The organism is Lysinibacillus sp. OL1 (genome assembly GCF_004332175.1).
GTDB lineage: Bacteria > Bacillota > Bacilli > Bacillales_A > Planococcaceae > Lysinibacillus > Lysinibacillus capsici.
In genome coordinates, this window is the sequence record NZ_SJDS01000001.1 from 173347 (window position 1) to 187303 (window position 13957).

General features: G+C 35.2%; 13 protein-coding genes. 10 read left to right on the forward strand and 3 right to left on the reverse strand.

The features are described 5' to 3' along the window. Positions 1 to 57: 57 nt before the first annotated feature. A complete protein-coding gene (yiaA, locus tag EW028_RS00915; RefSeq protein ID WP_131519605.1) occupies positions 58 to 528 on the reverse strand; it encodes an inner membrane protein YiaA in 471 nt (156 codons plus the stop codon). 431 nt (positions 529 to 959) lie between these two features. After that, positions 960 to 2378 carry an aminotransferase-like domain-containing protein gene (locus tag EW028_RS00920; protein WP_131519606.1) on the reverse strand — a complete coding sequence of 473 codons (1419 nt, stop codon included), beginning with the start codon at positions 2376 to 2378 and terminating at the stop codon, positions 960 to 962. A gap of 113 nt (positions 2379 to 2491) precedes the next feature. Between EW028_RS00920 and EW028_RS00925 the strand changes: the two genes are divergently transcribed. From EW028_RS00925 to EW028_RS00945, 5 genes are all read left to right on the forward strand, one after another. Next, entirely contained in the window at positions 2492 to 3415 is a 924-nt protein-coding gene (locus EW028_RS00925; RefSeq protein ID WP_131519607.1) for a DMT family transporter, read from the forward strand. A gap of 29 nt (positions 3416 to 3444) precedes the next feature. After that, the gene (locus EW028_RS00930; protein ID WP_131520013.1) at positions 3445 to 4098 is read left to right on the forward strand and encodes an MBL fold metallo-hydrolase; all 654 of its coding nucleotides are present in this window, start codon (positions 3445 to 3447) and stop codon (positions 4096 to 4098) included. A 223-nt stretch (positions 4099 to 4321) separates the two neighbouring features. Further along, the gene (locus EW028_RS00935) at positions 4322 to 4531 is read left to right on the forward strand and encodes a hypothetical protein (protein WP_131519608.1); all 210 of its coding nucleotides are present in this window, start codon (positions 4322 to 4324) and stop codon (positions 4529 to 4531) included. A 383-nt stretch (positions 4532 to 4914) separates the two neighbouring features. Next, positions 4915 to 5847, forward strand: coding sequence for an EamA family transporter (locus EW028_RS00940; protein ID WP_131519609.1), 933 nt, complete (start codon positions 4915 to 4917; stop codon positions 5845 to 5847). A 209-nt stretch (positions 5848 to 6056) separates the two neighbouring features. Further along, on the forward strand, positions 6057 to 7061 hold the full coding sequence (locus tag EW028_RS00945; protein WP_131519610.1) for an alpha/beta fold hydrolase: 1005 nt from the start codon (positions 6057 to 6059) through the stop codon (positions 7059 to 7061). Positions 7062 to 7250: 189 nt separating this feature from the next. Here the strand turns inward: EW028_RS00945 and EW028_RS00950 are convergent, their stop codons facing one another. Then, positions 7251 to 7871, reverse strand: coding sequence for a flavin reductase family protein (locus tag EW028_RS00950; RefSeq protein ID WP_131519611.1), 621 nt, complete (start codon positions 7869 to 7871; stop codon positions 7251 to 7253). Between the two features lie 72 nt (positions 7872 to 7943). Here EW028_RS00950 and EW028_RS00955 point away from each other — a divergent pair, with 72 nt between their 5' ends. From EW028_RS00955 to EW028_RS00975, 5 genes are all read left to right on the forward strand, one after another. Then, complete coding sequence (locus EW028_RS00955) at positions 7944 to 8207, forward strand: opine metallophore biosynthesis dehydrogenase (protein ID WP_227744826.1); 264 nt, start codon at positions 7944 to 7946, stop codon at positions 8205 to 8207. A gap of 270 nt (positions 8208 to 8477) precedes the next feature. Then, the gene (locus EW028_RS00960) at positions 8478 to 9305 is read left to right on the forward strand and encodes a helix-turn-helix transcriptional regulator (RefSeq protein WP_131519612.1); all 828 of its coding nucleotides are present in this window, start codon (positions 8478 to 8480) and stop codon (positions 9303 to 9305) included. 82 nt (positions 9306 to 9387) lie between these two features. After that, a complete protein-coding gene (locus EW028_RS00965; protein WP_131519613.1) occupies positions 9388 to 10374 on the forward strand; it encodes an ABC transporter substrate-binding protein in 987 nt (328 codons plus the stop codon). 41 nt (positions 10375 to 10415) lie between these two features. Further along, positions 10416 to 10754 (forward strand): cupin domain-containing protein, encoded by a 339-nt coding sequence (locus tag EW028_RS00970; RefSeq protein WP_131519614.1) that lies wholly within the window; start codon positions 10416 to 10418, stop codon positions 10752 to 10754. Positions 10755 to 11383: 629 nt separating this feature from the next. Next, positions 11384 to 13855: an S-layer homology domain-containing protein gene (locus EW028_RS00975; RefSeq protein ID WP_131519615.1), complete on the forward strand. Its 2472-nt coding sequence runs from the start codon at positions 11384 to 11386 to the stop codon at positions 13853 to 13855. The last annotated feature ends 102 nt before the right edge of the window (positions 13856 to 13957 follow it).

Genomic DNA, 13957 nt, shown 5'->3' on the forward strand with positions numbered 1-13957 from the left:
GCTTAAGAAAAAATGACAAAAGGAATCGAGAATGAACTTCTCGACTCTTTCAGTAACTTAATCTCTTTCCCTAGCTCTCTGTGTGTCTCTAATATTCTTTTGAACCGTGATGGATGCAAATAAACTTAGAACAAATGACATACCATAGAACCCTTTTTCGCTTAAAACAATACTTCCAGCATTATATAACCCAATGCCCATTAATGAAATAGATACAATAAGTGCAACCCAGCTAATACCATAATAAATACTAGTAACTGGTATTCCCTCTTCTTTATCTCTTACTGCTTTTTGTAAGGATATTGCTGAATAGAGTCCAAATATTAAAACAGCTAGGTAATATCCTTTTTCGTTTAGTTGCATCGTTGCATTAAACAAGCCTATAAAATATGCCGTAACACCTACTAACAATGCGCCCCAGGAAGCCCCCTTGAAAGCAGCAGTTGGTTCCCCCTCTTTTCTTTCTACTTTAACTTTCGGATCAGGCTGCTTTTCCTTATCTAATGAAGCCTCATTTTGATTAGACAATATCTTTCTCCTCCTTCTATCACTGTATAAAAACATTCTATCATTCTACAGGGAGGTTATGAGAATAGAAATTTTTCTAAATCTCTCTCTTCAATAATAATTTGGCTGTTATTTTTACTGGAATATAGAGTTAATATGGCTTTCTTAAATCTGAAAGCACTCTTATCATTCCTTGGTCAAATTGTGTTCTACACCGAGAACAAATTTTTCCTGTGATTTGCTGCAATTCTTTTGAACAGATAAGAGCTAGGTGTATAACTTTTTTTCATATTATTCAAATAGACAGCTGAATATGTTAGGTGTATATGTCTGCCTGTTGTTGCTATGTCTACCGCTTATTACGATTCGTGCCACCGATGAAAAAATAATTGAAATGGTTGATAAAGCTGTGAATACCACCGTTTATAGATTTAATTAAATCGCTAGTCCGATCACTTAGAAAGCGATTGCGCCACTGTAACCAACTTTTTTACTCCTTCTCTTAGCTGTTTTTCGTTTGCATAGGAATAGCTTAAACGTATCCAAGAGGATAATTGTTTTAATGGATCACAAACTTGACCTGGCACAAAGGAGATCGATTGTTCGATGCTTCTAGATAATAATAATTCAGTTGGAAGATCGTCTGGGAGCTGTACCCATAAATTTAGACCGCCTTTTGGACTGTTCCATCGCCAGCCTGTTACAGCTAGCTCTTCCTCCATAATTTCCTTTCGAATCTGTAGGGCAATCCGGATTTTCTCCAAATGTTGTTGCAATCTTAGTGAGGAGAAGTAATGGAGAAAAATTTTTTGATTGAGAAGTGGTGAGCCATTATCAGCTAGCGATTTTTCTGTTAATAGTGATTTCATTAATGATGATGGACAAATAACAGTTGCAATTCTCAAACCAGGAGAGATGTATTTGCAAAAGCTTCGGATATAAATGACTGTCCCAACACTATCAAATGTATAAATTGGAGGTGGTGGGGCTTGGTCAAAATAAATGTCGTGATAGGCATCGTCTTCTATTATTAGAAACCGATAGTGCTCAGCTAATTCCACTAATCTTTTGCGCTGCTCGACAGAAATCGTATAACCAGTTGGATTATGGAAGGTAGGGTTGAGATAAAATAGGCGTGGCTTGTATTTTTTAATATAGTATTCGACCTGTTCTAAATCGTAGCCCTCAGGGTGGATATCCACCGTAACTATCTGTGCTCCTTGTGCTTTAAAAATATCAATCGCAGCACTATAGCTTGGACGTTCAAATAAAACGACGTCTCTTGGCTTAATAAAAGCTTGAGCAATTAAGTGAATGGCTTGCTGTGAGCCAGACGTTATTAACAGTTCATCTGCACTCAAATGTGTTTTATAGTGGTTGATAAAATATTGGGTCAGTGTCTCACGTAGCTCTAAATCACCTTGCACCGTTGAGTAGGTTGCCAATACTTTCGGATATAGGTCAAACACTTCCTTCACGTAATTTGAAAAATAGTGATTAGGCAAAAGATTGGGATCAATCAATGCCTGAGAAAAATGATAGGAAACAGATGGCTGATGGATTTCTGATAAATGATTTTTTTTTACGTATGCTGAAACAATGGGATTGTCCTGATCTAAACATTCAATATATTTTGTTACAATTGATTGGACAAAATAGCCTGATTTATCTTTTACATAAACTTTGTCATGCTGTTTTAATAGTTGATAAGCTTTTAATACCGTTAGCCGATGGACATTCATTTCAGATGCTAATTGCCGGACGGAGGGAAGCTTTTCATGTTCTTTCCATTCTTTACGCTCTATTCGGTCCAGTACATCATCATAGACTTTCTTAAAAAGATAATCTTCATTTTGATTTACTTTGCCCACATCGATTCCTCCTATTCAAACCGATTGTACCACGAACCAAATTGATCTGTTCTATCCTTTTTAATCTGTTCTATCCTACTTCTTTTATGATAGAAAAAGAGGAGGAGTTTGATATGGTAATGATTAATTATTTCTTTATGTGTTTGATTTTTGGGACAACATTTTTAGCAATTAAAGTTGGTGTTGATGCAGGAGTTCCTCCGTTTTTATCAGCTGGTCTTCGTTTTTTCATTGCCGGTTTACTACTATTTAGTTTTATGGTTTGGCGCGAAAAAACGACAATCCGGTTATTATTTCGAAAAGAAATGTTTTTTACAGGAGTGGCCTTAACCTTTGGAACGTTTGCCACATTATATTGGGCAGAACAGTATGTGACATCTGGAATCGCAGCTGTCTTATCTGCTACAGGTCCAATGATGATTATTGTTATTCAGACATTTATATTGAAGCAAAAAGGAGACCGAAAATCATTTATTGGTTGTGTTGTCGGAGTCATTGGTGTTACGTTCTTAATCTTACCTAGCTTTGCAATGGAGATTAGTCCCTTCTGGATGGTTGGTTGTTTCGCTATTATTTTAGGAGAAGTTTTCTACGCATCTGGAACGATTTATACGAAGCATATCATCCAAAAATTTGGAACAACATCTCCAATTGCTTTAAATGCAGCACAAATGATGCATGGAGGTATTTTATTAATCATTTTGTCACTTTTTACTGAGAACATTCAGCTTCATTATCTTTTAAGTCCAGCTTCAATTGGTTCTCTTTTTTATTTGATTATTTTTGGTTCAATGATTGGTCACAGCATTTATTATTGGCTTGTGTCACGAACAAATCCTGTTTTTCCGTCCACATGGCTGTATATCTCACCAGTAATTGCCGTTATATTAGGTGTTACCTTCTATCATGAATATATTTCGTGGTTAACAGGAATAGGTACTCTGACGATTATTGTTGGAACGATTCTAGTCAATTTTGAAACATTGAGAGAGTTGCTTTGGCGGAAGAGGACTGTTCTTCAGGATATAAAAGAATAATAAAATCTAATCATAAAGGGGAAGAAATGATGAAAATTTCTAGGGGAGTAGAGATTCTGGAGCTTAAATTTAACGGAGCCTTCATTCATCCAACGCTTTTATGGGATCAGGAGATGGCTGTTTTAATTGATACTGGATGTTCAGGCCAAATGGGAGATTTACGTAAGGCAATGGAAGATGTAGGCGTGTCGTTCAACCAATTAAAAGTTGTGATTTTGACACATCAGGATATCGATCATATAGGCAGTCTTCCTGAAATATTGCAAAATTGCGGTAGTCATATAAAAATTTATGCGCACGAACTAGATAAGCCTTATATTCAGGGGGATTTACCGCTTTTGAAAGACGGGCACATAGAGAATCCACCCAAGGGGAAAGTGGATGAGACCTTGAAAGACGGTCAAGAACTACCATATTGTGGGGGAATACGAGTTATCCATACGCCAGGACATACGCCTGGCCATATTAGTTTATATTTGAAGCAAAGTAAAACGCTTGTTGCCGGCGATTCGATGTATAGTGTAAATGGTATATTGGGAGGGATTCATGTTCCAACCACTTTAGATATAGAGGTTGCTCAACAATCTTTAAAAAAATATGTAGACCTAGACATTGAATCGGTGATTTGTTATCACGGAGGATTATGCACGGTGGATATTAAAGAGCAGATACAAAAGCTTTGAATCTTAAAAATATTGATTAAAGATGAAGGTTCCTTAGAATTCCAAGTATTGGGAGGCAGCATGCAAGAGTATCACCACTAACACTAGTCAAAGGCTTGTCAAACATCTATTTTATTGTGAGCCAGGTCATGTTATAATGAGGCACTTAAGATACTTAAGCTCTTTTTATAACGGATGCCAAGAAAAGCCTCCGCGGAACGATTAAATATGGAGGTGTAAGGAAATGAATAAACGTTGGACGATTGGTGAAATTCAGAAATTTGTTGAGAACAATTCAGAAAGTAAGTTGCTAACGACTGAATACCATGGTTTTTCTCAAAAGCTACTATTTAAATGTGCATGTGGTACTAACTTTGAAAAAACATTTACGAAATTTAAAAATAAAAACCAACGAAAATGCGATATATGCCAACCGCCAAAAGAGTCACGTTAAACGTTTGCGGCCATTCTAATAATAGTAGTAAACAGTAAAAACATCTCACTTCTATGTTCTTTATAGAGGGGGATGTTTTTTTGATTGGATTATTACAGTATAAGATTTATGCTGAAGGAAATTGAGATAAAACATTCAATTTAACATTCTTTATTAATGAAATACAAAGATAAAAGCCAAACTCTTGAAACATGTGGGTTTTGGCTTTTTTATCATTTGTTAAAATTAGGTTTTCCTCTACGAGAGGATTCATTATTAACGAAAAAAAGATTGTAAAATAACAATCTGTGATATATATTGGAGATTATGATTTTTTTCGACATCTCAAAATCATAAACAAAATTTCATCAAGACAAGTTTTGAGAGGGAAGTGAATAATCAAGATGTATCTTTATCCCCTATTAGTAGTGATTGCAGCTAGTAGTTTTGGTATCGTTTCAACTATTATAAAACTGGCAATGCGTAGTGGCTTTTCTGTATCTGAGGCAGTTACAAGTCAGTTTTTTATCGGCTTTTGTATAGCAGTATGTATTTCCTTAGTTACAAATAGATCAAATTTTAGCTTTAAAGGCGTTAAAATCCTTCTGTTTGCAGGCATGTTAACAGGGTTAACAAATATTTTATATGGTCATTCTTTAAACTTTTTGCCTGCTTCCTTGGCAGTAGTATTACTGTTCCAATTTACATGGATTGGTATGCTGATTTCTTGTATCACAAAACGGCAATTTCCAAGTAGAATTGAATTCATCTCTTTAATTATATTAGTAGCTGGAACCATACCAGCTGCAGGCATAATTGATGTTGATTTGTCTCAAATACCTTTTCAAGGGTGGTTATGGGGTTTAGCAGCTGCTCTTTGTTACTCCTTATTTTTATATGTAAACGGAAAGACAACCGCAAGTATGACAACCTCTAATCGCTTAGTATTGGTTTCTTTCTTCGCTTTCATGACGACTGCGGCTTTTCAGTCTCCAGAAATTATTTGGAATGGCACTTTGTTTAACGAAGGACTGTGGATTTATGGTTTAGCATTGGGGTTATTTGGCATGATTATACCAGTTTTCTTATTCACAATTGCAGTGCCTAAAGTGGGATTAGGTATGTCATCCATATTGAGTGCTGTTGAATTGCCAATCGCGGTGATGGTATCAGTTATCCTCTTAAGCGAAACGGTTACAACTTTGCAAATAGCAGGTATTGTCATAATCGTTATCGGTATCAGTTTACCAACTTTGCTTGATAGAGATGGATTGTTAGGAAACGTTAAGACTAAATATAAAAAATCCGACAAAGTAGCAAAAGGATCTTCGATTTGAAGATCCTTTTTTTCATGTCAATTAAGCAATGTCATAGCAAAAGAATTATTGGGTCCTTTCTGTATTTATTTAATGACGTACTATTTTTTTGTTCATACGCTGTTCATATTGTTGTCATAGGCAGTACACCTTCATTGTATAAGCTATCCTTAGCGGTTTATAAAAGTAGCCGAGATAGATTGATAGGGTGAAGAGTATGAAAGGGAGGTGTGGCACGAGAAGAAAGGAAAATACAGTTATCGCTTGCTGTTCTATACCCTCGTGTCAATATAATGAAAAAAACGATAACCTTTATAAGTAAAATAGTAGTAGGTTTAATTATAGCCATATTACTTTTATTAGCGGTTGTTTTCCTTGTTCATATTGTTTGTAGCAAAATGGAGCAAGGAAAACTAGAAACTTATGGTCAGTCTGTCACCGTAGATGGGAAAAAAATGAATGTCCTTATCCAGGGAGAAGGAGAAGAAACTGTCGTACTCTTACCTGGTTATGGAACAGCAGCACCAGCACTTGATTTTCAACTACTAGTAGATGAACTATCTCCATTTTACAAGGTTGTAGTCATTGAGCCTTTTGGTTATGGATTAAGTGCTCTTACGGAAAAAGAAAGAAGCACTGAGAATATTGTTAGTGAAATCCATGAAGCATTACAGCGTCTTCAAATTGAGCGTTATATTCTAATGGGTCACTCCATTTCAGGCCTTTACGGATTGGATTATGTGAACAAATATCCAAACGAAGTAAGTGCATTTGTCGGGCTGGATAGTAGTGTTCCAACGATAAGTGAAAGAAAGATTGAATCTTCAGTAATAACTACTTTAAAACTACTAAAAAAATCAGGTTTAGCTAGATTGCAGGTGAAGCTTAGCGATGACCCATATGCTGAACTACCCTATGATGAGAAAACAAAAGAACAAATGAAAATTCTTAAGCACAAAAATATGTATAATCTCAGCCAGTTAAATGAAGCTGAAATGATGTATGCTAACTTTAAAGCGGCTGAAAGTTTAACATTCCCCAAAAATCTTCCAGTTATTTTCTTTATACAAGAGAAGCATCCAGTAACGGACAGATGGATACCAGAGCATAAAAAACAAATAGCTAATTCTGTCCATGGGAAAGTGATGACATTTGAAGGGGATCATTACTTATATCGTACAAAAGCAAAAGAAATCGTTGAAGACTTTAGAGAATTTATGAAAGAGATAAAGTGAATGTTCTAAGAAAGATTTTTCATTTCTAAATGGAAAAAACAGATTTCATTATTGTATTGCTTAATAGTGAAGTATTTTGTGCATATGAGCAGCAAGCATATTATTATAGACCTAATTATTAACAAATAACCAGGCGCTCAAATGAGAACCTGGTCTTTTTTTGTGAACCATATGTTTTAATCCCAATGTTTAGATCTCAGAGCGGAAGTTATTTCCAAGGTTGCTACCCAAACCAAAATAATGACGAAAATTATAAATTAGTGGACTCCATTTATTTGGATCAATATGATTTTCGTCAATAATTATTTCTTCGTGGGCATGTACTTGTGTCGTTTGGGTCTCGACGATAGCAAAATTAGGAGAATAATCTGGAATGCGAATATGTTTTACCTTTGCTTCGATTTGAATAGGACACTCCATAATTCGAGTAGGAATAACCGTTGTGGACTCAATAGGTGTTAAGCAACTAAGATCATATTTCTCTTTTCTAAATGTAAAACCGATCTGTTTTTTAAAATCTGGAACTGGATTTTTTCCTGTGTAAGGAGCTAACTGTTCCACGTTTTCCCAGAGAGAGGGGTCTGGGATATTTATGACACATGCAGGATGATGTTCTAAGTTTTCAATTGCCTTTCCTCCAAGACCAATCCCTAAAATAATGCAGTCTCCTAATACCCAAGAAGAAGATAAAGGGCTAATATTTACTGTTCCATCCTCATTTAACGTACTTAGTAAAATTACAGGAAATCCATAATATAAAATTTTAGGATTTATTTTTTTTGTATTTGGCATTTGTTTTATTATTTTCATTTTTAGTTCCTCCCATAAATGTTTTCACTGTCAGACTCATTGTAAAATATAAACATTTCGACGTTCATCGAAGTGTTGATTACAAAATTGATACTTCAATCTATAATGTTGAGCAAAGGTATAGTTTCAAGTCTCCCTATTGCGAAAGTCCTGAAAGTAACCAGTCCGACGCTTGATCATTTTGTACAAACTTATGAAGAAAAATTGTTACAAGTAGTAGCTTTATCTGAGAATCAAAGGCTTTCAGAAGCCTTCCAAATAAAATCTTTCTCACAAGAAATAGAGATAATTTGCAAGAAATTGCTTTTAGGAAGAGGACAAAAGATAGAGAAATGAAATGAGTGAGGTTGATGGATCTTTGGGTATAAGAGGGAGGCTTCAACTTAATTGACAATGATAATCGTTATCGATAAGGTAGGGGTAGGCGAGAGCCGTCATCCCTACCTTTTTATATTTTTAGTAATGAATAAGATGAAAACTATAATTCAATCCAACTACCGAGGACTACACCTTGAAAAAGCAGTAACTTATTGTGGTACGTGCAGTTTGCTGTATGACAAATATTGGTTTTCCAAACGAATGATTATTGAAATGAGGTATATAAGTATGAAAATCGACGTAAATCAGCTTGCAGAGCATTTAGCAAACACTCCTTTCCAAGTAAAGGGAATCTATCGATATTCTAGAAATACAGGTGTACCTTCCGCTGATTATACAGATTCTTTTCCAGGATTTGTTTTTCCCCTTTCTGGAAAAATAGAATTTCAATTTAATGGGACCCCTTACATCTTTTCGCCAGGAAAAGTTGTACATGGGGGAGCGAAGATGAAATTAAATCAAAAAAATTTTGATGATGCAAATTGGGAATATATTCTGGTTTTGTACAGGATATGTACGGAGAATTTAGCAGAGACAAGCTTTTCACATCAGCATTTTGAATTACCGATAGGACAATCTCCTCGTCTAATCGAGTTAATTATGCGTCTATGGCATGTATATAATCAGCGTGGAGGTATATCAATGTTTCAGACAGAAATGCTATTTCGTGATGTACTGAATGAAGCATTATTATGTGTGGCTAATCGACAGAATAGCTGTGCGTCACACACTCTATTCGAACGAATAACTACTTATATTCATGAAAACTATCATCAAAGCCTTTCCATTACCTCTCTTGCCGAACAATATAACGTTAATCGAAATCGATTATCTTATATATTTAGAAAGCATGCAGGGTTGGGTCCAGCAGAATATGTATTAAACTATCGTATAAACATGGCTCAAAAAATGCTATTTACAAGTGATGTGCCTGTACAACAAATTGCAGAAACGGTGGGAATTACTGACCCCTTTTATTTTAGTAGAGTATTCAAGAAGCAATATGGTATCTCTCCTACTGAATATCGAGATAAGTTCATCAATAATCCATGCTAAGTTCACCAAGCATCCATTCTCCGCCAAACATGACTTTACTATACTAAGTGTATATCAGAGATTTTATGTTGGAGGAATTTCAATGCAAAAGATTAATGGACTGCTATTTTTAATGCTACTACTAGCAGGTATATTGGGAGGTTGTCATAAATCGCCTGCCGAAAGTAAGGGGTTAACTACAGAAGACATATCTTCATCAGCAGCTAATGTAGAAGAAACTGCTTGGCCTAGAACAATTAAAGATGCCCTAGGTAAGGAATTTGTCATCGAGAAAGAACCAGAAAAAATTGTTTCATTATGGTATTTTTACCCTGAAATTTTAGTTGCATTAGGTGAGCCACCTACAGCTTCTACTGATAAAGAATATTTATCCACTTTGTCTTATTTAAACGGTAAGCTAGATTCAACAGAGGAATTAGGCGATAAATTGTCTCCTAGTATTGAAAAAACGCTATCGATTGGTCCTGATTATATTTTAGCAACAGAACATCATGAAAAATTGTATGAATCCCTAGAAAAAATCGCCCCAGTCATTACGTTGCAATCACAGGACATCTACGAAGACTGGCAATACGGACTTCGTACAGTAGCCGAGATTATCGGAAAAGACGATGAGGCGGAAAAAGTAATTGATAAAATGATGAAAGATATCTCAGCAGGACGTGAAGCATTAAAGTCAATTCAAGGGGAGTCTGTAGCACTTATTTTGTCTTGGGACGGAAAAACGTTTAATGTTCTTGGTGAAGATAACCCTGTTTATACACTTGCTTTTGATAAAGAAAAGGGCTTGGGTCTAACACCAGATCATACATTTAAGGGGAACAATAATCAATTTGCTGCATTTGAAGGCATCTCAACTATTCAAGCAGACCATATTTTCCTTATCGGTGATATTACAAAAAAGGAAGCACTAATGAGTGAGTTAAATCAAAGCAATGTCTGGAAGAATATGAATGCCGTAAAAAAAGGGAATATTCATCTAATGGATACTTCTGCTATTACTGGAGGTCCATTAGCTATCGAGTACGCTTTGCAAAATATAACAGAAGCCTTACAAAAGGACGAATAATAGGAAAAACCTTTTCCAAAAGTAAATAAGGAGAGATGAATATGCAAGATCAAGCTATCAATATAAATGAGAAATTAGCCGAATTAAAGGAGCTTTGGTCACCGAAAATTATTGGTGAGATACACGATTTTCAATTCAAAGTGGTGAAGATTGCTGGGGATTTTATATGGCATGAACATCAAGGGGCTGATAAGGTATTTATTGTGCTCGAAGGGGAGATGTTTATTGCTTTTCGGGATGGTCAGGTGAAAATATCCAAAGGTGAGATGTTTATTGTTCCTGGAGGAGCGGAACACATGCCCTTTGCTGAAAAGGAATGTCATATTATGCTTGTAGAGCCTAAAGTTGCAGTAATGGCAACTGATATAGAGCCCGAATAACCAATGGCGGAAGAGACTAGTATTTTGTTTTTCCAACCAATAAAACAAAGGAGATCGTTTAGGAGATGTAAACGATCTTCTTTTGCTGTTCCTAAACTGGGATCTGTGTTATGCATTAATATTTTCTTCTATGCTATTATTTAATCTAATTTCCTTTAAGATGTAGTTCGTCTATAAAATTAATTGCTTTATCAGAGTGCTAGATGAAACTTTATAGGAAAAAAATATTATTATATCAAAAAAACAACAGAAGAAGATTTGAATAAAAATGTTGTTGTTTGTAAAACGCATCCAAATGGGTAGTTTTGTCGCTCTTCGTACTATTATTTCCTTATTTTAGAATTTTTTTATGAAAAGATTCCCTATATAACCAATGCAGTATTAAAATTACCTTATTTTTAGCGTTTATTTATTGGTAATGAAGTTATATTATTGTCTTGTAAAGCAAATTACAGTTTGATTGGGATATTTAATCATGGAAAATTTAGAAGATTGCTTTACATATAATTGGTTGAATTATTATTTGTGGGAACGATTTATACATATTTTTATAATTTTATAATTAAATAGCGCGATAATATTGTTCTCACAGAATAATATAATTTATTAAAATTCTGGAGGAATATACTATGACAAAACAAAACAAAGGTCGTAAATTTTTCGCAACTACAGCTACAGCAGCGCTTGTAGCATCAGCAATCGTACCAGTAGCATCAGCTGCAGAATTTCAAGATGCAGCTAGCATTTCATCTTGGGCAAAAGAAGCTGTACAATTTTTAACTGATAAAGGCTACATCCAAGGCGATGAAAAAGGAAACTTCAATCCAGCTGGTACACTTACTCGTGCAGAAGCGGCTGAAATTTTATCAAAAGCATTAGATTTAAAAGCTACTGGCACTGAAGATTTTTCTGATGTTAGTGAAAATGATTGGTTCTATAATGCAGTACTTGCAACTTCACCAGAATTATTTGATGGTATGGGCAATGGTAAATTTGAGCCTAAAGCTCAATTAACAAGAGAACAAGCTGCTAAAGTTATCGTTCAAGGCTACCAATTAACAGGTAAAGCAGATCTTAGCCAATTTGCAGATGCTTCTAAAGCTTCTAAATGGGCTGTATCTTACTTAGAAACAGCTGTAGAAAATGGTGTAATCAATGGTAAAGGCTCATTATTAGCACCACAAGATAAAATTAGCCGCGAAGAATTCGCTACAATGGTAAAACGTACGATTGATGCAGTTCAAGAAGTAACACCAGCTGTAGAAGCTGTAAAAGGGCTTAATGCAAAAGAACTTGAAGTGAAATTTAACACAGCTGTTGATGCAAAAGATGCAGCAATCACAACAAAATATGCTGTTGAAGGTGTAGCAATCACGAACGCAGTAGTATCTGAAGACGGTATGACAGTTACGTTAACAACTGACAAAGAAGTAAAATTAACAAATGGTAAAGTAACTGTAAAACCAATTAAAACAAAAGCGGATGCTAAAGTTCTAACTGAAGAGTTCAACAAATTAATCACATTTGCAGATACGACTCCTGTAAGCGTTAATTCTGTAGAAGCTAAAGGTACTACAGCTGTTATCACTTTCGACGAGCCTGTACAAAGTGAAGGAACAATCAGCTTAAATGGTACAGAACTATCAAAAGATCGCTATACTTTATCTGGTAAGAAATTAACAATTACTGGATTAACAGCAGAACAATCTTACAAAGTAGACATTGTTGGTGCAACTGACTTCGCTAATAATATCGCAAATCCTATCGCAGTTAACTTCACAGTTTTGAAAGCAGACGTTGATAATTCAAAACCAACTGTTTCTACAGCAGTGAATGGTACAGAAATTACGTTTGATTTCTCTGAAGAATTAATGAAACAAAATCTTAATGCAGATGCAGAAACTAAAGAATATGCAAAAGTAACAGTAGGATCAACTGTATTCTATTTAACTGATGCTGATATTAAAGATACAGAGGATAAAACTGTATTCACGATTGATGCTAAATCTGCTTTGGGTACAGCTACATTCATTAATACAAACATTAAAGTAGAAGGACAAAAAGATTTAGCTGGTAATGCAGGTGATGCATTTGAGTTCAATGCTATTCTTTCAAAAGATTTAACACCTGCTACACTTGTTTCTACTGCTACTAAAATGTTAGTAGCTGATGATGTAAATGCTACTACAGATGTTGATGCATTATACCTTACTTTTAGTGAGCCAGTAAAAGTAGAAGGGAAATTAACTGTTAAAACACAAAATGGTATTGCTTACACTACTGGAAAAGAAACAGCAGTAAAAGCAGATGCTGGTTTCGATGTAGATGGTAACGGTAAAATCGAGGGTGCAGAGAAAAACACTGTAAAAGTTGACATTGATCTAGATAGCAATTCAACATATACTTTCGAGTTATCTGCTAAAGCAGTAACAGATTTAGCTGGCAATGTAACTGCTGATACTGTTACTTTCAATGTAACAACAGGCGTATTTGAAGCTACACCTGAAACACCAACAGATTCATTAGTATTCGGAGCTACTCCAGTTGTTGTAATTGACAATAACGTATTTACAGTTGAGTATGCTAAAGATGTGACAGCAACAGCAACAAATGCTGCTAACTACACACTTGGAGGAAAAGAACTTCCTGCAGGTACACAACTTCAGTTTGTAGATGGTACGAAGAAAGTAAGATTCACTTTACCAGAAGGTTCTATCACAGCTAATGGTAATTATGTACTTGAAGCTAGCAATGTAGTAGATACAAAAGGTAACACGCTTAAAGGTGGAAAAGTGACAGCTCAAGTAGCACTTAAAGAAAATATTGTTCCTGTTGCTACTAAAGTAACTGCAGTAGATAGCAAAACATTTACAGTAGATTTCTCTGAAAATATTGCTGATCAAGCTGCTCCAACAGGTGTTACTGTTAAAATTGCAGGATCAACTGTAGAACTTGCTTCTATTACAGTAGCTGGTGGTAAACTTACTGCGACAACTAAAGCTGACTATGCATTAACAGACAGCATTGTAGTTGAATTCAAATCAACAAACCTAGTTGATGCTAATAACAATAAAGTAAAAGACGGTTCTATTGCAAAATAATTAAATCGTTCATTGAAAAGCCCTGTGGAGAGTTCTCTACAGGGCTTTTTTATTAGTATCTTCTTAATTTAATGATATACCCCTGAAGAAACCCAAATTTTT

Bases quoted from the DNA above. Each gene is read 5' to 3' on its own strand.
- EW028_RS00965 (WP_131519613.1), top strand. From the start codon at position 9,388: ATGCAAAAGATTAATGGACTGCTATTTTTAATGCTACTACTAGCAGGT.
- EW028_RS00970 (WP_131519614.1), top strand. From the start codon at position 10,416: ATGCAAGATCAAGCTATCAATATAAATGAGAAATTAGCCGAATTAAAG.
- EW028_RS00950 (WP_131519611.1), bottom strand. From the start codon at position 7,871: ATGAAAATAATAAAACAAATGCCAAATACAAAAAAAATAAATCCTAAA.
- EW028_RS00960 (WP_131519612.1), top strand. From the start codon at position 8,478: ATGAAAATCGACGTAAATCAGCTTGCAGAGCATTTAGCAAACACTCCT.
- EW028_RS00975 (WP_131519615.1), top strand. From the start codon at position 11,384: ATGACAAAACAAAACAAAGGTCGTAAATTTTTCGCAACTACAGCTACA.
- EW028_RS00935 (WP_131519608.1), top strand. From the start codon at position 4,322: ATGAATAAACGTTGGACGATTGGTGAAATTCAGAAATTTGTTGAGAAC.
- EW028_RS00925 (WP_131519607.1), top strand. From the start codon at position 2,492: ATGGTAATGATTAATTATTTCTTTATGTGTTTGATTTTTGGGACAACA.
- EW028_RS00940 (WP_131519609.1), top strand. From the start codon at position 4,915: ATGTATCTTTATCCCCTATTAGTAGTGATTGCAGCTAGTAGTTTTGGT.
- EW028_RS00930 (WP_131520013.1), top strand. From the start codon at position 3,445: ATGAAAATTTCTAGGGGAGTAGAGATTCTGGAGCTTAAATTTAACGGA.